This is a genomic window from Shewanella khirikhana (assembly GCF_003957745.1).
Taxonomy (GTDB): Bacteria; Pseudomonadota; Gammaproteobacteria; order Enterobacterales; family Shewanellaceae; genus Shewanella; species Shewanella khirikhana.
This window is the reverse complement of the sequence record NZ_CP020373.1, coordinates 231,549-255,993: the sequence shown is the minus strand read 5'-3', so window position 1 is coordinate 255,993 and position 24,445 is coordinate 231,549. Positions and strand designations below refer to the sequence as shown.

General features: G+C 55.6%; 21 protein-coding genes. 4 read left to right on the top strand and 17 right to left on the bottom strand.

Translation table 11 applies throughout. From position 1 onward, the window contains the following. Window positions 1-256 precede the first annotated feature (256 nt). Window positions 257-634, bottom strand: a complete 378-nt coding sequence (locus tag STH12_RS01030) for a PH domain-containing protein (protein ID WP_126165839.1) — start codon at window positions 632-634, stop codon at window positions 257-259. 511 nt (window positions 635-1,145) lie between these two features. Between STH12_RS01030 and STH12_RS01025 the strand changes: the two genes are divergently transcribed. After that, window positions 1,146-3,521 carry a M4 family metallopeptidase gene (locus tag STH12_RS01025; protein WP_126165838.1) on the top strand — a complete coding sequence of 792 codons (2,376 nt, stop codon included), beginning with the start codon at window positions 1,146-1,148 and terminating at the stop codon, window positions 3,519-3,521. Window positions 3,522-3,607: 86 nt separating this feature from the next. Here STH12_RS01025 and STH12_RS01020 read toward each other — a convergent pair whose 3' ends face one another. From STH12_RS01020 to mdh, 7 genes are all read right to left on the bottom strand, one after another. After that, window positions 3,608-5,527, bottom strand: a complete 1,920-nt coding sequence (locus tag STH12_RS01020) for a peptidase U32 family protein (protein WP_126165837.1) — start codon at window positions 5,525-5,527, stop codon at window positions 3,608-3,610. Window positions 5,528-5,639: 112 nt separating this feature from the next. After that, window positions 5,640-5,975 carry a cupin domain-containing protein gene (locus STH12_RS01015; protein WP_126165836.1) on the bottom strand — a complete coding sequence of 112 codons (336 nt, stop codon included), beginning with the start codon at window positions 5,973-5,975 and terminating at the stop codon, window positions 5,640-5,642. Further along, window positions 5,975-6,571: a hypothetical protein gene (locus STH12_RS01010; RefSeq protein WP_126165835.1), complete on the bottom strand. Its 597-nt coding sequence runs from the start codon at window positions 6,569-6,571 to the stop codon at window positions 5,975-5,977. The genes STH12_RS01015 and STH12_RS01010 overlap by 1 nt, the downstream gene beginning before the upstream one ends. Before the next feature lie 145 nt (window positions 6,572-6,716). Then, window positions 6,717-9,797, bottom strand: coding sequence for an efflux RND transporter permease subunit (locus STH12_RS01005; protein ID WP_126165834.1), 3,081 nt, complete (start codon window positions 9,795-9,797; stop codon window positions 6,717-6,719). Between the two features lie 9 nt (window positions 9,798-9,806). Continuing rightward, window positions 9,807-10,880 (bottom strand): efflux RND transporter periplasmic adaptor subunit, encoded by a 1,074-nt coding sequence (locus STH12_RS01000; RefSeq protein WP_218567769.1) that lies wholly within the window; start codon window positions 10,878-10,880, stop codon window positions 9,807-9,809. After that, on the bottom strand, window positions 10,880-11,941 hold the full coding sequence (locus STH12_RS00995) for an efflux RND transporter periplasmic adaptor subunit (protein ID WP_126165833.1): 1,062 nt from the start codon (window positions 11,939-11,941) through the stop codon (window positions 10,880-10,882). Before STH12_RS00995 ends, STH12_RS01000 begins: the two co-directional genes overlap by 1 nt. A 312-nt stretch (window positions 11,942-12,253) precedes the next feature. Next, complete coding sequence (mdh, locus tag STH12_RS00990; RefSeq protein WP_126165832.1) at window positions 12,254-13,189, bottom strand: malate dehydrogenase; 936 nt, start codon at window positions 13,187-13,189, stop codon at window positions 12,254-12,256. Window positions 13,190-13,473: 284 nt separating this feature from the next. Between mdh and argR the strand changes: the two genes are divergently transcribed. Beyond that, window positions 13,474-13,938, top strand: a complete 465-nt coding sequence (gene argR, locus STH12_RS00985; protein WP_126165831.1) for a transcriptional regulator ArgR — start codon at window positions 13,474-13,476, stop codon at window positions 13,936-13,938. Between the two features lie 101 nt (window positions 13,939-14,039). Here the strand turns inward: argR and STH12_RS00980 are convergent, their stop codons facing one another. From STH12_RS00980 to STH12_RS00960, 5 genes are all read right to left on the bottom strand, one after another. Continuing rightward, window positions 14,040-14,975 (bottom strand): Dyp-type peroxidase, encoded by a 936-nt coding sequence (locus STH12_RS00980; RefSeq protein ID WP_126165830.1) that lies wholly within the window; start codon window positions 14,973-14,975, stop codon window positions 14,040-14,042. Window positions 14,976-15,082: 107 nt separating this feature from the next. After that, on the bottom strand, window positions 15,083-16,789 hold the full coding sequence (gene ggt / locus STH12_RS00975) for a gamma-glutamyltransferase (RefSeq protein ID WP_126165829.1): 1,707 nt from the start codon (window positions 16,787-16,789) through the stop codon (window positions 15,083-15,085). Window positions 16,790-16,842: 53 nt separating this feature from the next. Then, window positions 16,843-17,868: an ABC transporter ATP-binding protein gene (locus tag STH12_RS00970; RefSeq protein WP_126165828.1), complete on the bottom strand. Its 1,026-nt coding sequence runs from the start codon at window positions 17,866-17,868 to the stop codon at window positions 16,843-16,845. A gap of 1 nt (window position 17,869) precedes the next feature. Further along, on the bottom strand, window positions 17,870-19,498 hold the full coding sequence (locus tag STH12_RS00965; RefSeq protein WP_126165827.1) for an ABC transporter permease: 1,629 nt from the start codon (window positions 19,496-19,498) through the stop codon (window positions 17,870-17,872). An 81-nt stretch (window positions 19,499-19,579) separates the two neighbouring features. Then, complete coding sequence (locus STH12_RS00960) at window positions 19,580-20,587, bottom strand: extracellular solute-binding protein (RefSeq protein ID WP_126165826.1); 1,008 nt, start codon at window positions 20,585-20,587, stop codon at window positions 19,580-19,582. Window positions 20,588-20,890: 303 nt separating this feature from the next. On the opposite strand from STH12_RS00960, the gene STH12_RS00955 reads away from it, so the two are divergent. Next, window positions 20,891-21,394: a hypothetical protein gene (locus tag STH12_RS00955; protein WP_126165825.1), complete on the top strand. Its 504-nt coding sequence runs from the start codon at window positions 20,891-20,893 to the stop codon at window positions 21,392-21,394. A 97-nt stretch (window positions 21,395-21,491) separates the two neighbouring features. Here the strand turns inward: STH12_RS00955 and STH12_RS00950 are convergent, their stop codons facing one another. From STH12_RS00950 to STH12_RS00940, 3 genes are all read right to left on the bottom strand, one after another. After that, the gene (locus STH12_RS00950; protein WP_126165824.1) at window positions 21,492-22,085 is read right to left on the bottom strand and encodes a glutathione S-transferase family protein; all 594 of its coding nucleotides are present in this window, start codon (window positions 22,083-22,085) and stop codon (window positions 21,492-21,494) included. A 135-nt stretch (window positions 22,086-22,220) separates the two neighbouring features. Beyond that, window positions 22,221-22,967 (bottom strand): ferredoxin--NADP reductase, encoded by a 747-nt coding sequence (locus STH12_RS00945; RefSeq protein WP_126165823.1) that lies wholly within the window; start codon window positions 22,965-22,967, stop codon window positions 22,221-22,223. Between the two features lie 116 nt (window positions 22,968-23,083). Next, entirely contained in the window at window positions 23,084-23,689 is a 606-nt protein-coding gene (locus STH12_RS00940) for a DUF5610 domain-containing protein (protein WP_126165822.1), read from the bottom strand. A 239-nt stretch (window positions 23,690-23,928) separates the two neighbouring features. Between STH12_RS00940 and STH12_RS00935 the strand changes: the two genes are divergently transcribed. Next, window positions 23,929-24,132, top strand: coding sequence for a hypothetical protein (locus tag STH12_RS00935; RefSeq protein WP_126165821.1), 204 nt, complete (start codon window positions 23,929-23,931; stop codon window positions 24,130-24,132). Here the strand turns inward: STH12_RS00935 and STH12_RS00930 are convergent. Beyond that, complete coding sequence (locus STH12_RS00930; RefSeq protein ID WP_126165820.1) at window positions 24,129-24,386, bottom strand: hypothetical protein; 258 nt, start codon at window positions 24,384-24,386, stop codon at window positions 24,129-24,131. The two genes, STH12_RS00935 and STH12_RS00930, sit on opposite strands and share 4 nt — an antisense overlap. Window positions 24,387-24,445 lie beyond the last annotated feature (59 nt).

Here is a 24,445-nt window from a genome sequence, read left to right as displayed (position 1 = left end):
CATTAACCTGATTAACAAAGAGGTAACGGTCTGAGTCGTTTTTACGGGTGCAGCAAAGTGAGGGCAATCAATGGGGAGTCGTTTCTATCCCACTTTTATCTCTATTTAAAATCTATTTTTTTATATTCAGTCAGTTAAGTTAAATTCACTACAACTTTAAAAGCGGAGGTTCAGGGCGATAGAGATAAAATAGAGACGCACTAAAGCAGCAAAAAGCCGCCCTGGGGCGGCTTGGGTATCGGCGGGTACTACTGACTTATCCGAGGATAAAGCGGGCAATGGTCTTTTGAATGCCAACCACGTCGGTGCCACGCTTAAGTTCTTTCACCAGCGGATCGTGCTGGCCTGAGATCCACAGTTTCAGTTCAGCATCCATATCGAAGGTCCCGGCGGTTTCCACTTCAAAGTGAACAATCGCCTTGTAGGGGATCGAGTGGTAGCTCACCTTCTTGCCGGTCATGCCCTGCTTATCAATCAGGATCAGCCGCTTGTTGGTAAATACAAACATATCGCGGACGATTTTGTACGCCAGCTGCAACTCTTCGTTATCCCCCATAATGGGCGACAACTCGGCGGTCAACTCCGCCAAATCCACTTCACTGGCATTCCCCATCAGGGCATTCAGAAATCCCAAGCTACACCTCCCTTGTCTTGCATTATGCATTCTGCGGCAGTTCTTGGCCGCGTAAAGCCACAGCATACTGCAGATAGGGCCATGGATTCAAAGCGGTTAAAAACCAATCGCAATATATTATATCCAATCGATATATATCAGATTTAACTTGAGAAACTTTCACTGTAAGCCAAGGCGTACGCTTTTTACACAATCCGCAATGGGCCCAAAATGGCGGCTAAAACTGCCTTTATCCTGATGAGCATAAAAGCGGCACGAATTTGTTACACATTTGTAAACAAGAGCCTACACCCAACCTGCCCCAGCATAAAAAATACAATTTGATGAATTTTTATGTCAGGCATATGGTAAAAACCGCTTCCATGCTGAAGCGTCCCGGGCTACCCGGGAGTCACTATAAATCGGCCTCGGCCGTTATAATTTGCCTTTTATCAGTTGCAGTTACGGATGACGGCATGTGGTTTATTTCGGTTTGTGCGCCCAATAACAACAGCAAAAATCGGAGTCAAACATGCATTTCCATTCAAGGCTCGCACTCTGTGCCCTCGCAGTAACCAGTATCCTTTCCACTCAGGCCGTGGCCGCAGAGCGGGTGAAACTTCACCAGAGCAATGCCGCCAACAAGGCCTCACAGGCCCACAAGATGTTTGCCGCGGTCGATAGCGGCGATTATCAAGCGGTCACCTTTGCCGCCACTCCCGGCGGGGATGAGAAAGGTCGTTTTCAGCAGTTCCACCAGGGCATCCCTGTGTATGCCGCATCAGTGGTTGCCAGCCGCTCGGCCATGAAGCAGCTTCATGGCCTCTATGGCGAGCAAATCGTTGGGATTGAAAAAGATTTGCCGTCACTCAAGCCCAAGTACGATCTGGAAGCCGCGGTGGAGCAGGCCCTGGGTCACACCGGGGTACAGCTCAGCCGCGATGAAGTAGAAAACCTGCAAAGTCAGTTATTTATCTGGCTTGATAACAAAGATAAGGCGCACCTTGCCTGGCAGATTTCTTACGTCCACCTTCAGCCCGGTCAGGCCCCGGTTCGCCCTATGCTGTTTATCGATGCCCACTCAGGTGACGTGCTCGACAGCTGGGATGCCATGGCGTTTGCCTCTGGTACCGGCCCTGGCGGTAACCAGCGCACCGGCCGCTATACCTTCGGCCCCAACGGCACCTTCCCGGCGTTTGAAGTCACCGGCAGTGGCAGCAGCTGCCGCCTCGACAGCACCAATGTGGAAACCTGGGACATGAACCACGCCACCTCAGGTGGCAGCGTGCATACCTTCCCCTGCTACGAAAACACCGCCCGTGAAGTGAATGGCGGCTACTCGGCGCTGAACGATGCCCACGCCTTTGGTCAGGTCACCTTCAACATGTACCGCGATTGGTACAACAAAGCCCCCATCAGCCAAAAACTCAGAATGCGGGTTCACTATGACCGCAATTATGAAAACGCCTTCTGGGATGGCCAGCAGATGACCTTTGGCGATGGCAACACAGTGTTCCACCCACTGGTTGACCTTGGCGTAGTAGCCCACGAAGTCAGCCACGGCTTCACCCAGCAAAACTCCAACCTTGAATACCAGTATCAGTCAGGCGGCCTGAACGAGTCCTTCTCAGATATCGCAGCGGCAGCGGCCAGCTACTACCTCACCGGCAGTTTCAGTTGGCAGATTGGCGACAAGATCAAAAAAGGCAGTGGCGCCATGCGCTACATGAACAACCCACCCCAGGATGGCCGCTCTATCGACCATGCCAGCCAATACAACAGCAGCATGGATGTACACCACAGCTCAGGCGTGTACAACAAGGCGTTTTATCTGCTGTCGACTACCTCCGGCTGGAACATCCGCAAGGCATTCGACATCTATGTGCGCGCCAACCAGCTGTACTGGACTGCCAACGCCACCTTCAATAGCGCGGGCCAGGGCGTCTACAAGGCGGCCAAGGATCTGGGTTACTGCGTGGATGATGTAGTGGCTTCACTCGAAGGCGTCGGCATCAGTGGCAGTGGCGCCAAAGATGGCTCAGGCTGTGGCGGCGGTGGCAGCAATCAGGCGCCCAATGCCAACTTCAGCTACAGCATCAATGGCCTGACCGTCAGCTTCAGCGACAGCTCCAGCGACGACAAGGGGATCAGCAGCCGCAGCTGGAACTTTGGCGACAACAGCAGCAGCACCGCCACCAACCCAAGCCACAGCTATGCCAGCGCGGGCAGCTACACAGTAACCCTGAAAGTGACCGATGCCGAAGGCCTCAGCGACGAGCATCAGGTAACCATCAGTGTTGGCAGCACCACTCCGGGCGAGTGTACAACCGCAGCCTGGAACGCCACGACCGCCTATAACCTTGGCGATCGCGTGTCATACAAGGGCTACAACTACGAGGCCATCTGGTGGTCAACCGGCGCTGCGCCCGATGTGTACACCAACGTGTGGCAAAAGCTGGACAAGTGTGACGGCGGTAATGGTGGCGACAATCAGGCCCCGCTAGCCGATTTCAGCTACAGCGCCAATGGCCTCGCGGTGGATTTCACCAGCCTGGCACAGGACGACAAAGGTGTGGCCAGCCACAGCTGGAACTTTGGTGATGGCAACGGCAGCTCGGCCACCAACCCAAGCCACAACTACGTCGCCGCAGGTAACTATCAGGTACAGTTGACCGTTACCGATGCTGAAGGCTTAAGCCACACTGCCAGCAAAATCGTCAATGTCAGCGGCGGTGGCAACGGCAGCTGCAGCGCCCAGCCATGGGACGGCGTGACAGTATATCTGGCAGGCGATATGGTTTCACAAAACGGCAAGGAGTACTTTGCCAACTGGTGGAACCAGGGCCAGAGCCCTGAGGTGTTCTCAGGTCCATGGGACGTGTGGACCCTGCTGGGAAGCTGCCAGTAATACTCTGAAGTAATGCTGTAAAAGTAAAAAGGGCGGTGAAAATTCACCGCCCTTTTTGTCGTTTTAATCCATGCTTGCTGCCGGAGTTAACCCACCACCAGCATTTCGCACTTGTGGCAGTCGAATACCAGCTTGAATTGCTTGCCGCCAAGCTCCATTTCCAGCGGCTCGGCCTTGATGCCTGGTACTTCCTTGGGGCACATGTTGTAGCTGTAGCGGATACAGTGCTTGGTGATCATCAGGGGCGCATCACCTTTTACCGGCCGCACTTCATAGGCGTCGCGAATCGATACCACCCCATGACGGGTAAAGAAGTCCTTGGCCTTTTGGTTAGCCACGTTGGCAAGGTAAGTCATGCTTTTTTGTGGATAGCGCACACTGTCGTCACGCTCCCAGGGGGTTGGCCGCTGATAGCCATCAATCCGCGCCTTGGACAGCGCTTCTACCGCATCACGGCGCAAGCCATTGATAATGGATGCTGGCGCAAACACGCCGCCGGCATTGCCCACATTCACCTTGCCCAGCATAAAGTCGGTGTTGCCCAGCTTGCCGAGGTTCTTTTTCAGCCCTTCGCAGTTGCGGGCAACATCGTTGGCCTGCTGCTTTTCAAAATCGGCGCTCACAGTCACGCAGTGGCCGTGGCGATCGGCGGCGGTCAGGCTCAGGCCAGTGGCGGTTTCTTCCAGCGCGAAATCGACCGTAACCAGACGCTCGGCAGACTCTTTGGCCAGCAACATTTCAAATTGCTGATCGTGGTTGCGATACAGGGTCACACCCACCCGCAGCTCTTCTGGAATACTCTTCAAATACAGCTGCTTGCCTTCGGCGCGGTTTACCCGAAACCCGGTAAGCTTATCGTCCGACAGACGCGCCTTTTCATAGTTGCGGGCAAAGAAGCCAAGGCCATCGCCATTGTGAAACTCGGTATCAGAATCCACAACAATATGATCTTTGGCGATTTTACTGACTTTACCTACGGCAACACCCAGGTACTTAGGGGTGCGGAAGTCGGCAATCTCGGGCTTGCGCTCATGAACAAAATAGTCGGTCTTGCCACGGTTAAAGCTTTTGTCCGGGTCCGGTACAAAGCTGTAGCTGCAACGACCGTGGGAGGCGCTCTCAAACTCAGGGCGACGGGCGATAATGGCATCGAGCTGCTGACGATAGTGGGCAGTCACGTTCTTCACGTAACTTAAGTCTTTAAGACGCCCTTCAATCTTGAACGAACGGATACCGGCATCAATCAGCGCTTCGAGGTTTTCGGTCTGATTGTTGTCTTTAAGCGACAGCATGTGCTCGTTGGTGGCAATGGTTTCACCCTGACGGGTCTTGAGATTCCCAGGCATACGGCACTGCTGCGAGCATTCACCGCGGTTGGCACTGCGGTTGTCGGTATAGGCTTCACTGATATAGCACTGGCCGCTGAAGGCCACGCACAGGGCGCCGTGGATAAAAAACTCGAGGCGCAGCTTGGTTTCGGCGGCCACATCGCGGATCTGACTCAGACTAAGCTCACGGGCAAGCACCGCCTGGGAGAAACCCACGTGCTCCAGAAAGGCCACCTTGGCTGGCACCCGGTTGTCCATCTGGGTACTGGCGTGCAGCGCGATTGGCGGCAGATCCATTTCCAGCAGACCAAGATCCTGCACGATAATGGCATCGGCACCGGCTTCATACACATCCCAGATCAGTTGACGGGCTTGTTCCAGCTCAGAGTCAAACATGATGGTGTTGACGGTAACAAACACCTGGGCGTGGTAGCGGTGGGCAAACTCGCACAGACGGGCGATGTCGGCAATGCTGTTGCCGGCGGTATGTCGGGCACCAAAGGCAGGGGCGCCAATGTACACAGCATCGGCACCGTGACGAATGGCTTCAATTCCGTAGTCGGCGTTTTTTGCCGGGGCCAAAAGCTCCAGCTTATTGTCGGCAAGTTTTACCGGCTCAGGGGTCGCCTGGGCCTGTGATTTGCCTGGAATGAAAATCTCAACGCCTTCTGTACTCATGAATCAAACTCGTCTGCTGGCCTGACTGAATGGCCCGGTAGAAAAATCGGACGCAGAGTATAGCAGAGCCAGTCTTTCAGAAAAGACTTATGAGCCGGCGTTTAAAAAATAATCAGCGGTCGTCTGCGCCGGATGGACTGTAAAACACCGCCAGCCATACGCTGGGGCTATCCTTTGCCGTGGCTTCGACTCGGTGGCGCACATGGGCGGGGATATTGACATAGTCGCCGGGTGCCAATGTCAGCCGGCTGCCATCTGCATAGGCCAGCACGGCACTGCCACTGAGCAGGATCACCCACTCGTGGTCGTCCTGATCGTACCATTGGCCTTCGGCGGTGCTGTGACCAAAAGAGACAATCCGCTCGATGCGGCAAGCGGATGAGCTGGCGAGGGTTTCAAAGACTTCGTTGGCAAGGTTGCTTGGCAGCGGTGAGAAGAGATTGGCCATTATCCGGGAGTTAAGTCCTTGTAAAGGTCGGCATAGAGTGCCCGGTGACGTCCAAACAGGAAGCGCCTGAGGGCTTCGCGGGCTTCCCGGCTTGCCAGAATACGGGCGGCGACCACGCCGTTTTCATTGCGTACCGGCTCAACGGCCAGAGGCACCAACTCGCCGCCGGGCAGCTCCAGCTGCATCTCGCTGGCACTTTCCAGCTCACCCTGCTCTTTCAGGGTAACTCCGGAGCTCGACAGCGACAGCACCTGCAGCGGTTTACCACCCTCGGCGGCCTTCACCACAACACCATCCAGATCTGTCAGTCGCCAGCTGCGCTCGCTGCCACGGGTATCCAGCACTTCGGGAATGCCCAGTTCCGGGCTGAACTGCCCCAGTTCGTCTATGTGCATCGACAGCGGGAAAAAGAGTTTGTAGTGACTGACTTCCGCCAGCAGGGTGAGTTTGGCCTTCCCGAGCAGGCGCGCAACCAGTTCAGGCACTTCTGTGGTAATTGTCAGCCGATGTGCATCGGGTAATTCGTCTCCCTGATCGATGGCAAACAGCTCTTTAAAGCTGTCCAGCTCTTCGCTAGAGAGTTTATATCTGTCCATGGTCGCTTTAATCGCAAAGTGTTTCGCTAATCCGCTTTCAATCTACCATGAGCCATCATTTGTGTTCAAATTTCCACCAGCAAGCAGTCATAAATATCCATAGTAGGTTGTAAATATTACACAGGTGTAATACAGCTGGCCCCGGTCAGGATTTGCCAAACTCCCGGTAAGAGCGATAAGGGATACGGAAGAAAATCAGGTAAAACACCGGCACTATGATAAGGGTGAGGATGGTCGCTACCCCCAAACCAAACATCACCACCGCCGCCATGGATTCAAAGAAGGCGTCGGTGATCAGCGGCAACATCCCCAAAATGGTGGTAATGGCCGCCATACACACAGGTCGCACCCGGCTGACGGTGGATTCAAACACCGCCTCGAAGGGCTCTTTGCCTTCATTGATTTCAAGGTTTATCTGATCCAGCAGCACAATACCGTTTTTCAGCAGCATTCCCGACAGACTTAACATCCCCAGCAGCGCCATAAAGCTGAACGGCTTATCCAGCACCAACAGCCCCAGGGTGATGCCTATGATGGCCAGCGGCACACAGGCCCAAATCACCAGCGGCTTACGCACCGAGTTGAACAGGAACACTGTGATAAGGAACATAAACAAAAAGCCCAGCGGCAAGGTGGCGAACAGCGACTCCTGGGCATCGTGGGAGGACTCAAACTCACCGCCCCACACCAGCTCGTAGCCTACCGGCATCTCGATGGCTTCCACCTCAGCACGCATCTTCGAAAACAGCTCGGCTGGCAGAATGTCGTATTCAAAATCCGCATCGGCAAACACAGTCAGAGTGCGCTTGCGGTCACGGCGCTGCACTATGGGGTCTTCGAATTTCACTTCAAAGCCATCCACCACCTGCTGCAAAGGCACCAGAGTCTTCAGCACCGGACTCCAGATGCGGATACTTTCCAGCGACTCGATATCCACCCGCTCATCATCGGGCAGGCGGCCAACGATGGGCACCAGATTCGTGCCTTCGCGGTAAACCCCAATCTGCAAACCTGCGAATGCAAATTTCAGTGCCTTGTCGACTTCGCTTTTCACAATCCCAAGGCGACGGGCCTGGGTTTCGTTGAACTTGGGCGCTATGTATTTCACCCGCTCACGCCAGTCATGGCGCACGTTTACCGTGCCAGGCGTGGCGGCAAACACCGCCTGAACCTGAGCCCCCAGGGTGCGCAGCACATCCGGATCGGCCCCGGAAATACGGGCCTCAATCTTGGCATCGGTGGAAGGTCCAACTTCCAGACGCTTGAACTTAAGCTGGGTCTGCGGGAAGCCCTGCTCCATCTCACCGCGGAAGGTAGTCATCACGCTCACCAGCGTCTCAAAGTCACTGGTGCGAATGGCAATCTGGCCGTAGGCGGCGTAGTTTTTCTCGGGTGAGTAGGTAAGCATAAAGCGGGGGAAGCCGCGGCCAACCGAGGTGGCCACAAACTCCACGTTTTCAAGCTTGGTCGCCTTTTGCTCCATGGCGCCCAGCACCTTTTGGGTTTCGCGGATGTCGGTGCCCTCTGGCAGCCACACGTCTACCAGGAAGATGGGCGTGGTGGATGGCGGGAAGAAGGACTGCTTCACATAACCAAAACCCACCACAGCGGCCACAAAGGCGATGATTACCGCAATCACGCTGACATAGCGGTAACGCATGCACACATCCAGCATCGCCTTGTAGAAGGTGAAGAAAGCGCCGCCGTAAGGGTCTTTGGCCTCGCCTTCGTTTTGTGGCTCCCCTGCTTCACCGAAAAACAGCTTGGCAAAGAAAGGAGTAATGGTGATGGCGGTGATCCAGGATAAAAACAGCGAAAACAGCAGTACCCAGAACAGTGAACCGGCAAATTCGCCGGTGGAGTCAGGCGACAGGCCGATGGGGGCAAAGGCGGTAATGGCAATCACGGTCGCCCCCAGCAGCGGCCACATGGTTTGCTTAACGATAGCTTCGGACGCTTCCAGGGTGGTTTTGCCCTGCTGGCGACCGATAAGAATGCCCTCCACCACCACAATGGCGTTGTCCACCAGCATCCCCAGCGCAATAATCAGCGCCCCGAGGGAAATCCGCTGCAGCTCGATTTGCGCCTGCAGCATCAGGATAAAGGTGCCAAGACAGGTTAAAAACAGTATAAGGCCAATCAGGATGCCGCTTTTTACGCCCATAAACAGCAGCAGCACCCCAATCACAATCACCACAGCGGCAATCAGGTTCCACACAAAGCTGCCAACGGATTTATCCACTTCCACCGGCTGGTTGTACATGGATTCGATTTTCATCCCCGCCGGGCGGGCCGAATCGATTTGCGCCAGACGCGCATCCACCGCCTTGCCCACTTCCACCACGTTGACACCGCTGGAGAAGGAAATTCCCAGATTGATCGCGCGCTCCTGATTGAAGCTGAGCACATTGGTGGGGATCTCCTGATAACCGCGGCGAACTGTGGCAACGTCTTTAAGATACAGCAGCTTATCGCCTTCAGTGCCGGGGATAATCAGCTCCTGCAATTCTTCGACGCTGCGGGAACCGCCGCTGGTGCGGATCCGCAGGTTGTCGCCTGACACCTGAATATTGCCCGCATCCGACACCATGTTCTGTGAGTTCAACAGATCGGAGATCAGGTTCGGATCCAGATTGGAACTTGCTGCCTTGTTAAGGGACATCTCAACAAAGATTTGCTCTTTCTGCTCCCCGGCCAGCGACACCTTGCCCACGCCGGGCACCAGTTCCAGCTCGCGCTTCACGTAGTCGACATAGTCTTTCAGATCGCGGTAGCTGTAGTCTTTGCCGGTGATCATCAGCATGATGCCAAACACATCGCCAAAGTCGTCATTGACCATGGGGTGCTGTGCTCCCGGCGGCAGGCTGGAGGCCATATCATTGACCTTGCGCCTGAGCTCATCCCAAATCTGCGGCAGCTCTTCGGGACCATAGTTGTTTTTCATAGTGACGGTGATCTGCGACAGCCCCGCCGTGCTCAGCGACTTGATTTTGTCCACGTAGGGCAAGGCCTGAATGGCCTTTTCCACCGGATAAGTCACTTCTTCTTCCACCTCGGTGGAGGTGGCGCCGGGGTACAGGGTAACCACCACGGCGTCCTTGATGGTAAATGGCGGGTCTTCCAGCTGGCCAAGGCCAAGGAAGGCAACGCCGCCACCAATCAGCAGAATAAGGGTGAACATCCAGCTGATGACCGAGTTTTTGACGAAATAGCCTGCAACGCTCATGGTCTGTCCTTATCCTTCGATGAGTTCTACTTTCTGACCGTCGGTCAGGCGAGATTGGCCCTGCACTACCACCACCTGGCCATCTTCCAGCCCTGAGGTGACTTCGATGCTCTGCCCAACGATGACGCCGAGGGTCACGTTTTGAAAACGCACCGAACCTGTGGCGGGGTCAAACAGCCATACACCGGCATCCTGCAGGTCGATGTCGCTGCCATCGCGCATGATCACCGCACTCACAGGGATAAGGTATTCGCGACTATAGGTGTAGGTGACCTTGCCCAAATCCACTGTTACCTTGGCGGGCATACCTTCGAGAACCTTAAAGCCAGGCTCGAGGTCTGCGGCAATGGTGGCAACATAGGTGTGGGAAACCGGGTCTTTTTCCGTGCTGACTTCCAGCAGACGCCCGGCAAAACGTTTGTCGGGAAAGGCTTCGAAGGAGACGTCAAACACCTGCTTATGCTCCTTGGTGTCACCGCGGCGTGACACAGCAATCAGCAAATCCGGCACCTGCACATCCACTTCGATGCGCTCGGTGCGGTGAATACTCATCACCGCCGTACCTGGCTGGACGTTCTCGAATGAGTCGAGGAACACATCACCGATAACACCATCAAATGGCGCCTTGAGTTCGGTGTAATCCAGCATCAACTCGGCCTGACGGGCCTCGGCGCGGGCCACCAGATACTGGGCATTCATCTGATCGTATTCCGCCTGCGCCATCAGCTTTTGATCCACCAGCACCTTGGCACGCTCTGCCTGCTTGCGGGTGACATCCAGCCGGGCTGCGCGATCGTTAAGCACAATCTGAAAATCGCTCTTTTCCAGCACCGCCAGCACATCACCGGCCTTCACCTGCTGGCCCTTGGTCACAGGAATGCGGGCAATACGGCCCTCAACCCGAAACGCCAGTGAGGTCAGATCCTGAGCACGGGCCACGCCATTGAAGACGCGATTAACCTGATTGTCAGTGTGCGGAATGGTATAAACCGCCACCCGAACCGGCTTGGCTTCAATCTCAGGCGCCTGGCGGCAACCTGCGAGTATCATCAATGGCAATGCCACATAAAACCATTTCATCATTACAGCCCCCGCTCCTTGACCCAGCGCACTGCGGCCTGGCCATCCTTGAGTTCATCGGCACCGGCAATAACCAGAAAATCGCCGTCCTGAAGGCCGGAAATCAGCTTACCGTCCTGCAACAACACCTCGACTTTCTCGACTTTTTGCTCTTTGGCGAGCCAGCGGAACACCCAGGTTTTGCCCGCTTCTTCCAGCAGAGCCCCGGCGGGGATTTGCGGCCCCTGCATACCGGATTCGGCCGGCAGCGACACCCTGACCGACGCCGACATTCCCGGCAGAATGTTAAGCTGCTCCGGCATCGGCAAGGTCAAAATCACCGTGTAACTGCCGGTGCCGCTGTCGGCCACAGTACTCATTTCTTTCAAACTGGCGGTGTACCAGGCATCGCGGCTGTCAAAACGCACTTCCGGCGGAAGGATGCGGCCGGTATTGGCCTGATAACGCTGGATGGCGCCGATAAACTGCTCCGGCAGCTGGAAGCTCACATCAATCAGGTTTTCGCTGCGGATCCCCAGCACAGTTTCCTGAGCGCGGACATATTCATACTGGCGCTTGTCGCGCTTGGAGATAACCCCATCGTAGGGCGCCAGCAGGCGGGTATAGGCCAGCTCAACCTCGGCCTTATCGAGGGCGGCTTTGGCCACATCATGGTTGCTCTTGGATTTATCAAAATCGTTGCGGGACACCACCCCTTGCTCCACCAGGCTCAAGTTGCGCTGATACAGCACCCGGGCGAGTTCATATTGGGCGCGGGCCACTTCGAGTTGCTGATCGTAAAGCGCAGGATCCAGCAGCGCCAGCACTTGCCCCGCTTTCACCTCTTCACCGGGGCGCACCTGAATGTCCTGAATTTCACCACTGACCCTGAAAGACAAGCCCGCCCGCTCGGAGGCGCGGACCTCGGCAGGCAGCAAGCGCTGGCTCATGCCGTCGGCGAGGGCAATCTGAGTCACCTTTACCGGCCGCGGTGCCTGGGTGACGCTGGCGCTGACACCTGCCGCGCCGCACAGGCCCAGCAGTACCCCTATTCCCAATCGGGAAAACCGCCTGAACTTGGTCATTGAAAACTCCTGTAAATTTGGGCTGCCCCATGGCTGTGGCTGAATAACATTTCAACAACAATGCTAACAGCTTTGCCGGATGATGCACACAATACCAATCTATATAGGAGGTTAGTCACTCGGCGGGTGTGTAAAAGCGTGACGGTAATTGGGAAATCAAAGCGCTGCCCGGGTAAATCAGCTGTGGATTTAACATTGGATTCGGTGATGGTCCGCGCCTTTACAAGGTGCCCTTCGTGGCCTGTCAGGCCTGGCAAATTTGAGGCATAAAAAAACGGAGCACCAGGCTCCGTTTCTTCACATCTGCAAGACTTACTTAACGAAGTCTACACCCAGCTGGATGTCACCCTTCAGGGTATCCAGCATGGCGTCGCGGGCGTTGGCTTCGAACGCGCTCACATCGCCATAAGGCAGTACTTTTTCTACGCCGTTTTTACCCAGCAGCACTGGCTGAGCGAAGAACACAGCGTGCTCGCTGCCGCCGTCAACATAGGCACATTCAACCACGTTGGCTTCGCCCTGCAGACCACGGATAAGAGACATACCGAAACGGAAAGCCGCCTGACCCATAGACAGGGTCGCGCTGCCGCCACCGGCCTTGGCTTCAACTACTTCAGTACCGGCGTTCTGGATGCGCTTGGTCAGAGCAGCCACTTCTTCATCACTGAAGCTTACGCCTTCGATTTGAGACAGCAGAGGCAGAATGGTCACGCCACTGTGGCCGCCAATCACGTTTACTTTCACGCTGGCTACGTCAACGCCTTTGGCTTCAGCAACGAAGGTCTCAGCGCGGATAACGTCCAGAGTGGTCACACCGAACAGACGGTTCTTGTCGTAAACACCGGCCTTTTTCAGCACTTCAGCAGCGATGGCAACAGTGGTGTTTACTGGGTTGGTGATGATACCAACCAGCGCCTTTGGACAGGTAACCGCCACTTTTTCAATCAGGTTACGCACGATACCGGCGTTGATGTTGAACAGATCAGAACGGTCCATGCCAGGCTTACGGGCAACACCGGCAGAAATCAGTACCACATCGGCACCTTCCAGCGCAGGCGTTGGATCTTCACCGGCAAAACCTTTTACCTCAACGGCGGTAGGGATGTGGCTCAGATCTACGGCAACACCTGGAGTCACAGGAGCGATGTCGTACAGAGACAGCTGTGAGCCGGCAGGCAGTTGGGTTTTCAGAAGTAGGGCGAGAGCCTGGCCGATACCACCGGCGGCACCAAGAACAGCAACTTTCATAGTAATCTCCGTTATATCTCGGAATTTGTGAGGTAGATCCGTATTTGATGGCGCAACATTAAAGCATAGTCACACAAATTTCAATTATCCCTTAGTCGCGCAGGCTGCGGGTTTGTGGCATTTTGGACGCGTATTGTCAGCATTTTGAAACACCTGTTTGACCAGCCGTCCGGATGGCCGCACAAACCTGCATTTTTATTCACAAAAATTGGTGCAATGTTGACTTTTCGCCGAAAAATATGCAGAATGCGCTGGATTTTTGAATAACAACAAAGCCGCCCACTATGCAAAAAAATCAAGATGATCTCGTCAGAACGTTCAAGGCGCTGTTAAAGGAAGAGCGCTTTGGTTCCCAGAGTGAGATAGTCAATGCGCTGCAGGCCGAAGGCTTCAGCAATATTAACCAATCCAAAGTCTCCCGAATGCTGAGCAAGTTCGGTGCTGTGCGCACCCGCAATGCCAAGCAGGAGATGGTGTACTGTTTGCCCGCCGAACTTGGCGTGCCCACCGCTGGCAGCCCGCTGAAAAATCTGGTGCTGGATGTGGACCACAATCAGGCCATGATTGTGGTGCGGACCAGTCCGGGCGCGGCACAGTTGATTGCCCGTCTGCTGGACTCCATCGGCAAGCCCGAAGGGATCCTGGGTACCATCGCCGGTGACGATACCATTTTTATCTGCCCATCCAGCATTAAAACCATCGAAGAAACACTGGATACAGTGAAGTCGCTGTTCAACTACACCGACTGACACAAGGCAGCCAACAAGACCTAAAAAAAAAACGCCTCCACACGGAGGCGTTTTTATTTAGGCTCGCTTTCGCAAACGTATTGAGCCGAGGTTTGGCTGCTTCAGTCGAGTTCGCGGATCAGAAAATCCAGCGATGGCGCAAAGAACGAAGAGCCCGATACCGCTTTGGTAAAGTGCATCAGGTGGTCGTGGTTACCCTCTCCGTCGCCGTGCACCATAGAGGCGAGCATCTTCTCAAAATGCCCCGGAGTGCGGCACACAGAGATAAACATCAGCCCCTGCTCTTTTACCGAACCAAAGGGCATGCTCTGGCGCAGGATTTCCATCGACTTGCCATTCTCGTCTTTCAGGTTCACCCGCTTGATATGGCTGGTGAGCGGCTTGTCGGCGGAGGCGTACTCGATATTATCGACCTTGGTGCGGCCAATGATATCTTCCTGTTTTTTCACCGGCAGACGATGCCACTTCGACAGGTTGTGGGCGTACTTTTGCACATGCACATAGCTGCCACCGCGAAACTCAGGGTCTTCATCGCCCACCAGCGCCACGTCCTGACGCTGACGACCCTTGGGGTTTTCAGTGCCGTCGACAAAGCCGGTCAGATCGCGATTATCCATAAAGCGGAAGCCGCGCTCTTCTTCAATCAGTTCAACCAAATCTTCCAGCATCTGGTTCACTTCATTGGCCACCAGGTGCAGGATGTCCAGTCGGTCGCAGCGCAGATGTACGAACAAATCGTACTCAATCGCCGGCGCATCGCGGTTACCTTCATGCATCGCCGGAAACGGCTTGAGCTGCGCCGGACGACCATCGGCGAACAAATTATCCCAATAATTGGCGCCCACCGCCACAAAGCCATTGAAGGCACTGTCGGCATACTGATCTGTGAGGTCATAGAGGTACTGGGCAACGCTGGCCAGAGAAGAGCGCAGTGACGCCTCAACGCCATCGTTGGCATTGAACATCAGATAAACGCTGTGAAGATTCCCCTCAGCGCAAACCCCCAATTGTTCACGTGGCATAGCCTGTTTATCCATACTATTAAGACCTTACTGAATATGTCATTGTCGGTCGTATTATCCCTTACTTTAGCGAAAAATATCACCGACCGACGCACATTACACTAGATTGGTTGAGATTCATCCTAGAAGCCGGCCGCCTGACCGTCTTTGCGGCTCTCGGATGCGCCGCGGTAAACGCCGGTTTTCACATCCACACCAATGGCCTGATAGCCGCCAAATTCCCCCAGCGCATCCCGAAGCACATGGCCTTTCTTCACCAGCTCGCGGCGGGTTTCCATGGAAAATCCTGACTCCAGGCTCACATAGCCGCCATCGCTCATCACCTCACCGGTAGGCTCGCTGGAGCCAGAGTGCAGAATACGCGGCGCATCCCCGGCTTCCTGCAGGTTCATACCGAAGTCGATAAGATTGATGATGATCTGCGCATGCATCTGCGGCTGGGTAGCGCCGCCCATCACCCCAAAGCTGAGCCAGGGCTGGCCATCTTTAGTGACAAAAGCAGGAATAATAGTGTGGAACGGCCGCTTGCCCGGGGCGTAGGAATTGGGCCTGCCGGGGGTTAAATCAAACAGCTGCCCGCGATCCTGAAGCACAAACCCCAGATCCGGTGGCGTCATCCCCGAGCCCATACCGCGGAAATTGCTCTGAATCAGCGACACCATGTTGCCCTCGGCATCGGCGGTAGTGAGATACACGGTATCCCCCTGCTGCAGATTGGGATTGCCGGGCTCCACCGACTTGGCGGCGCGGGGGCCAATCAGGGCGGCACGCTCGCGGTTGTATTTCTCGGAAATCAGCTCGGCCACCGGCACCTTGGTAAATGCCATATCGGCATAGAAGCGAGCCCTGTCGGCAAAGGCGAGCTTCTTGGCTTCCACAAAATGATGCACATATTCAGGACTGTCGTGGCCCATGGCGGCTATATCAAAGCCTTCGAGGCTCTTTAAGATTTGCAGCGCAGCTATGCCCTGACCATTGGGCGGCAACTCCCACACATCATAGCCACGGTAATTGACCGACACAGGCTCAATCCACTCACTGCTGTGGCTCGCCAAATCGTCATAGCTTAAGTAGCCGCCGTTGGCCTTGATATAAGTGTCTATGCTGCGGGCGATATCGCCTTTGTAAAAGGCATCGCGGCCACCTTCGGCAATCTTGCGGTAGGTATTGGCAAGGGCAGGATTTTTCATGATTTCGCCCACAGCGGGCATCTTGCCGCCGGGCATATAGGTTTCTTTAAAACCAGGAAACTGCCCCAGTTTACGGGCACTGCCCGCCAGGTAATAGGCGATAAGTTCTGAGACGGGGAAGCCCTGCTCAGCATAGCGAATCGATGGCGCAAGCAGCTGTTTCATCGGCATGTGGCCAAAGCGGTCATGGAGCTCAAACCAGCCATCCACTGCGCCTGGCACCGATACCGGCAAAGGACCATAAGGGGGCAGAAACTCAAGCCCCTTTGCCTGCAACATCTCCAGAGTCAGGGACTTGGGGCTGCGGCCCGAGGCATTGAGGCCATAAAGCTTTTTGTCCCTGGCACTCCAGACAATGGCAAAGAGATCGCCGCCGACACCGGCCCCCGTGGGCTCTACCAGCCCGAGCATGGCATTGGCCGCAATGGCCGCATCCACGGCATTACCACCGCCTTTAAGCACATCCAGCGCCACCTGAGTTGCCAGTGGCTGACTGGTGGCCGCCATCCCGCCGGTGGCGTATACCTCAGAGCGGGACGCAAATGCTTTTCCGGTGATCCTGTCCATGGCGCAAACACCTCCTGAAACCAATACCGAGCCCAGAGTCAGGGCTGCGGTCAGCGTAGAAAATCTGTTCATGCGAGTACCTCCGTGCTCACAAACTACACAGTTTTCAGCTGTAAATCACCTGTTTAAGGAAAGATGACCGGCGAAACTGCCTCCGCCTTCAGTCGTACCCGACTGCCGGTGGCCAGATGGGCCAGATGGCTGTGAATATCCAGCACCTGCTCCCCAAGGCGCACCAGATAGTGGCAGCCATTACCGAGGAAGCGCCGTTCAAGGATTTCACCTTCGCCATCATCTGCCGCTTCAATCTCAATCTCTTCCGGCCGCAGCAGCCACTGACCGGCAGCGGGCAGATTGTGCTTGCCCCCGCCAAGCTGGTGACTGCCAAGGGGGCTATTAAGACCATGGTCACTGACGGTAACCGCCAGATAGTTGCTGGCGCCGAGGAAGTCGGCCACATAAGGGGTTTTCGGCTGCTGATACAGCACCTCCGGCACCCCGTGCTGCACTATGCGGCCCTCTTCAAACAATGCCAGGGTGTCGGCAAAGGCAAAGGCTTCATCCTTGCTGTGGGTTACGAATACGGCGCTGACATTGCGGGCCTTGAGGATGGCACGGATTTCGAGCATCAGTGCCCGGCGCACCTGGGCATCGATGTTGGAAAAAGGCTCATCCAGCAACAGCAACTGCGGCTCATAAGCCAGCGCACGTGCAATCGACACCCGTTGCTGCTGGCCGCCGGACAGCTCGTGCGGGTAACGACTGCCGAGCCCATCGAGCTTGACCAGAGCGAGCATTTCATCGAGCCGCTGCGCTCTGGCTGCTTTATCAAGGCCCCGTACACCAAAGAGAATATTGTCGGCCACTGTCAGATGAGGAAATAGCGCATAATCCTGAAAAATCATACCAATACCGCGCTTCTCCGGCGGTACAAATACCCCATCACCACTCACAGCGGCGCCATTGATGGCAATCTTGCCCTGGCTGATATCCTGAAGTCCGGCAATGGCACGCAGCAGCGTGGTTTTACCGCAGCCACTGGGGCCAAGCAGGGCGACGATTTCCCCCTGGGCCAGGGTCAGCGACAGCCCTTTGAGCACGGCGGCGCCGCGGTAGTCACTGTGCAGATTGTCGATTTGCAGGGTGGACATTTCAGCCCTCCTTCTCAAGACTTCGATTCAGGAAAATCAGTGGGATAAGCCCCACCAGCACGATCACAACCGCGGCAAGGGCCCCCTGCTCAAGCCGCTCGTCCGAGACGAACTCAAATACATGGGTGGCCAGGTTTTCAAAGCCAATGGGCCTGAGCAGCAGCGCCGCTGGAAGTTCTTTCATGGCTTCGATAAACACCAGCAGCAACGAGGCCAGGATCCCGGTGCGAAGCAGCGGTAAATGCACCTTGAAAAAGAGCGCCACCGGTCCCTTGCCCATGGAGAGCGCCGCCATATCGAGCGACGGCGACAGTCTGCGCCAGGAGTTCTCAATTCCACCAATGGCGATGGCGGCAAAGCGCACACAAAAGGCAAACACCAGCGCCGCGCTGCTGCCGGTAAACAGCAGCCCCGGGCCATCAAGGCCCAGCCAGGCACAGAGGTCGTTGATGCCGAAATCAAGCCAGGTCAGCGGCCCCAATACCCCAATAGCCAGCACTGTGCCCGGCAGCGCATAGCCAGTGGCACCGAGCCTGGCAGGCCAGCCGTCCTGCGGCCTTGGGCTTATCCTTCCGACAAACAGCAGCACCAACGCCAGCACCACACACAGCAGCGCCGTCAGCGCCGACAGAGAAAAACTGTTCCAGCTGTATTGCCAGAACGCGCTTTGCCAACTCACATCGAAGTAATCGATGGCGTAGCCAATCAGGATCCCGAGCGGCAGCAGGAAAGATGCAAACAGCAGCGCCCCGCAGTAAGCCGCCCCCAGCCAACGCCAGGGGCCAATGTGCAGACGGGGGATTTGCCCGGTCAGCGCTTGACGCTGAAACAGCTGTTGCCGACGTCTGGCGAAGCGCTCAAGGTAAATCAGTAAAAATACTGCCACCAGGATAATCATCGACAGTTTGGATGCCGACGCCAGGCTGCCGTAGCCAAGCCAGGTGTCGTACACCGCTGTGGTGAGTGTAGGCACCGCAAAATAGCTGACGGTAGCGAAGTCGGCGGCGGTCTCCATGGCCACCAGAGCGACACCGGCGGCGATGGCAGGCCGTGCCATCGGCAGTGCCAGTCGCCAGAAACTGGCCTTCTCGCTGGCGCCCATGATGCGGGATGCCTGCAGCAGACTTAACGACTGCTCCATGAAGGCGGTGCGGGCCAGCAGGAACACATAAGGGAAGAGCACCAGCGCCAACATCACAGTAGCGCCGCCAAGACTGCGGATTTCAGGGAAGTAATAGTCGCCGGGACCAGTGGCATCCAGCAGGCCCCGCACAAAGCGCTGCACCGGCCCGGGGTAATCCAACAGGTCGGTGTACACGTAGGCGACCACATAGCCGGGCATGGCGAGGGGCAACAGCAGCGACCACTGGAAAAACTGCCTCGCAGGCAGTTCGCAGCGGGCCACCAACCAGGCGGCGGGCACGGCGAACAGCACCGACAGCAGCGATACCCCCAGCATCAGCAGCGCCGTATTGGCCACATAGGTGGGCAACACAGTTTCCAGCAGATGCGAAAAAACCTCGCCATCGGGCAAGGCAGCGGTGACCAGCAGAGCAAGCAGCGGAGTCAGCAGCAGGAATGCAATAAAAAAACCCAGAAACGACCAGCGCTTGGGCAATCCAACAACCATAGAAATTTCCGGTTACGGCGCCTTCCCGTGGCGCCGCCATGAGTTGGGGAAGGCCTAAGCCCTCCCCTGGCTATCCCGCCATTAAAGATCGAACTTCACTTCATCCAGCAGCTTCACCGCCGCACCATGGTATTCGGCCAGTTTACCGATTGGCAGGCTATCGGCCTTGAACTCGCCCCAGGAGGCCACCATCTCAGATGGCTTAACATCTACCTTCACCGGGTATTCCATGTTCACTTCGGCGTAGGCCTGCTGAGCCTTGTCAGAGGCCAGGAACTCCATCAGCTTAACCGCCTGCTCGCGGTGGGGAGCATGCTTGGGCAGTGCCATACCCGACACATTGATGTGGGTACCGCGGTTTTTCTGATTGGGGAAGTTAATGTAAACGGCTTCGGCCCAGCTTTTTTGCTCGGGGTTTTGCATCATGGCGCCGTAGTAGTAGCTGTTACCGATGGCGATATCGCACAGGCCTTCTTTCACCGCCTTTACCTGCGCCCGGTCATTACCCTGAGGCTTACGCGCCAGGTTGGCCTTCAGACCTTCAAGCCAGGTGCGGGTCTCGGCCTCGCCTTTATTGGCAATCATGGATGCCACGAGGGAGATGTTGTACGGATGCTTGCCGCTGCGGGTGCAGATTTTGCCTTTGTACTCAGGCTTGGCCAGATCTTCATAGTCAATATCCAGCTTGCCCAGACGCTCTTTCGAGGAGTAGACGCTGCGGGTACGGACGGTCAGGGCATACCAGTCGTCATCGCCGGAGCGCAACTGCGCCGGAATGTTCTCTTTGAGCACCTCGCTGTCGACCTTATCCACCAGCTGCTTATCCACCAGCTCCATCAGCTTGGAAAATTCGGACGTCAGCACCAGATCGGCTGGCGACAGGCGTCCTTCACGCTGCAGACGCTCAGCAATGCCGTCTTTGGCAAACACCACCTGAGTTTCAATCCCGGTTTCCTTGGTAAATTCCGCCAGAATCGGCTCAATCAGGAATGCCTGACGATAGGAATAAACAGTCAGCTTGTCAGCAGCCATGCTCGAGCCAGCAAAACAGGCCAGACCGGCCAGCAGAACTCCCTTGGATATTTTCATGACGAACTCCGGTGATAGGTGTGCCAGTGAAAGACGAAGCTGCGGATCGGCCCATTCGGCCCAAGCGAACAGCGCAATCTCCGTCCTCTATCAATCTAACTAATGATAATTATTATCACTTCGATAAAGGGTAATTCAAGGGCTGGAACCTGGCAACAAAAAAACGCCGAAATGTTATCTTACGTCATGATTTAAAAAGATTTTGATCTGAATCTTTTGGGAAGGGTAAAGCCGATAACCGCACAGTATCGCAAACTAAACTAAACTGAAGCTTAATTGTTTAGGACTCAGGAGTGAGACCCCATGGCACTGTCGTTGCTGATCCTGGCCTCGGTGCTGACACTGGGCTGGTTTCTCTACAGCCGCTACCAGTCAGATCACTGGCATCAGCGCCACCGCAAACACAGGCACAATCATCATCAGCAGGATGCGCACGCCGCCAACCACTTTAAAGACCATGCCCTGTGTGAAACACTCGAGGACGTAAAAGAACACGTGCGCCATAGCGAAAGCATCCCTCAGGGTGAGCATCCGTTTCACTGTGTTGCCGTGGCACCCGGCAATCAAGACTGCGATGCCAGACAAGCCATAGATGGAAAACGTTTTTTATCCGCCGATGCCCCGCCCCTGCCCTTACCGGGTTGCCAACAGGCCCATTGCCAATGCCATTACGAACACTATGAAGACCGGCGGGTGCCCGGTTCTGACAGGCGGGCACGATATGGCCTCACGGAAGAACTCTACGGCCACTTCGGCGAAACCAATAAGCGGCTGATGCCAAGGGGGCGCAGGCGCAGCGATATGTAGCCAGCACCGTTAAGGGCGCAAACAGAATCTGTCTCCAAAACACATCAGGCCTGCATATCGCAGGCCTGATGTGTTATCCCAAGGCAGCGCTAAACGCTCAGTTCGGCCGGGTTTCGGCAAAAATAGGCAGCTCGCGGATATCGTCAAACCACAGCGCCAATGCCGGAGCCAGGTTGCGCCACTCCAGCGAGGGGTGGCGGAACTCGACATATTCAATCAAACACACCAGCGCCATGGCGCGGATATCGATACGCCCTGAACTGCCGGCTCCCTGACGCTCAAGCTCCCTGAAGCCCCGCAGCAACGCCTGCTCAAAACGGGCTGTCCAGAATGGCGAGCGAACGCCTTCATCTTCGCGCATTTGCTCCTGACGCAACTTCACCGCGCTGTCGATAAGGCCTTTTATCAGCGAAAACTGACACTGCGCCTGCCAGTCGGCGGCCGGGTCGCCAAACAGCTGTCCCTTGGCATAGGTCACATCCAAATAGCGACTGATCACTTCACTGTCGTACAGGGCGGCGCCATCGCTCAAAAACAGGCAGGGGATCTGCCCAAGCGGATTGCCAGAGAGCAGTTCATCGCTGTTATCAAAGGGGTTGGTGCCAATCTCTTCTACCTTCAGATCCAGATAGCGCACCACAATGCGCACCAGGCGGGAATAAGGTGAAGGCGCAGAGCACAGAAGTTTCATGGTTATATCCTTATTTTGGAGCATGTGGACTTTTCACAGATGTTTTACAGCAACTTGGTTGGTGTTTCTGCAAGGTTAGAACGAGGACCCGCCAGTGCAAACAACACTTAATCCCGAAACGTCACAACGCACTAATTACCAATATTTTTCGACCGTGATATTGCCGGGCGCCCGGCGCAGGTTTTTGGCCAATCCGCGCTCAAGCAGCAGTGTCTGACACTCGGCCACCATGCCCGGATTGCCGCAAATCATCACCTGAGAGTGTTCGGCCGAGAGGGTAAGCCCGGTCATGGCCTCCAGTTCACCCGAGCTCAGCGCCTGCGGGATCCTTTGTTGCAGTGCCCCCGTCATAGGCTCACGGGTGACGGATAGCACCAAATGGAAATCAGGGTTGGCCTTGGCAAGTGCCTGTAAATCCTCGAGGTAGGCCAGGTCCTCTGCGTACCTCACACCATACACCAGCACCAGATGTTCAAAGCGCGCAGCAGGCTCTGGGGTCTTCAACATTGAGATAAAGGGGCCAACCGCGGTACCGGTGGCCAGCATCCACAGCTGACGCCCGGCGCTTTCGGCCTTGGGCAACTCATCAAGGGTCATAAACCCAGTGGCCGTGGCCGAGACTTCCAGCGTATCGCCGACGTTCAAATCCTGAAGTTTAGGGGAGAGTTGGCCGTCTTCAACGGCAACGGCAAGAATTTCGAGATAATCGCTGCCGGGAGGATTCACCAGTGAGTAAGCCCGGGCCACCCGCCGCTCCTCGTGCTGAAGGCTGAGCTTGATAAACTGCCCGGCAATAAAAGGGGATATGTCTGCCGCTATCTGCAGACTGAAGAGTTTGTCAGTCCAATCACGCCGCGCCAGAATGGTGCCTTCAACCCACATGTTCGCTCCCGCTACTGTGTACCAGGCTTCCAGCATAAGCACAGGGCCGCGAAATAAAAACCCTTTTTATTGAAGACCTTTATTTACGCAGCCCGACTGCCGACGCAGGCCAAAGTTTACTCTGTTTGCTCCGGCGACTCTTCGGTGCTGAAGCTGTCCGCAAAGTCTTTCAGCCCTTGCTGCACCAGCTCATAGGTTTTGTCGACTCCGGCAGCAATATCGCCTTCAAGCACCTTAAGACCCGAGAGGATGTCGCGGGCTTCTTTAAAGCCCTGGTCGATAGCGCCGCCTATGATGTCCATAAATCCACTGAGCTGTTCATCAAAGCTTTGGCTGGCATTTTGCGACTGATGCAAGGCAAAGAACTGGGTGGCAAAGTCGACGATGCGACCAGCGGTGGCCTCGGGCGAGGTATCCACACCTTCGTCCGCCAGACGCTGAATGGCCTGCTCCCCCATGGCGGGGGCCAGTTCCTCGTTGATGGCCTCAATGGCGGCACGGTACAAGAGTACCATGGGCTCGTCGGCGGCACTGAGGTTAACTTCTTGCTGCGCCGAGAGGATCGCGGCATTCATCAATGCCCGGCTGGAATGGGCAGCGGTTTTTTGGCTGGCAACCACGGCCACGTCCTGGCCATGATTGCGGCCGGTCTGGGTCGATTTGTCCTTGGCAACGGCCGATACTTCGGCGCCGTGATTTTGCGGACTGGGACGGATTTCCATAACTCACCTCGATAACGGGATCGCATATCAACTTATTATCGGCGATTTTTTGCACAACTTTAGCGATTAACGCTGCAAAGTGGCATATCGCTGGTGATTTGGGGTTTAGAGTTTAGACTTAAGTTTTAATTTAAACTTAATTTCGCTTGGGTATAATGTGCGGCCTATGATTGATTTGCCTCACATGAACGGATTAAAGTGAGAGGTGGATCAACAACAATCAGCTCAGGATCCTGTTTGTGAACAACCCAAAGTTACCCGAGGCAAAAACCCGCAGTAACAGTTGCAAGAATTGTGACCGACTGACGGAAATCGAAGGTGAGCAGCTGTGCTTCAGGGATGGCCGCATTATCCGCCTGCTTCCCGCCGATGACAGTAAGCAGCCCCCTATTCTGTGTGAGGGATGGCGCCAGAATCCGCCCCTCACCCGCAAAACCGATTAATAAAAGCTGACGCTGGCCTGCCGTGCAGGCTGGCTGTCGCGAATAATACCGTCCAACATCAGGTCGGTATTCAGCTTCGCCAGGGTTAACCCCCGGGTCGACACCTTCAGTCCGGCACACAGTTGGGCATAAATATCCAACAGACCTTCCTGAGTTACCTGACGTTTTTTTAAGGTTGCCGCAACCGCGTTCCAATCCGTGGTTACTTTCTCCGGCATGCCTTCCAGATTGACCAACAAAGCGATATTTTTCATAGCGACTCCGTTACAACTCCCACGTTTTTTAAGGGATTATGCGAGCCGCTTGCTGAATC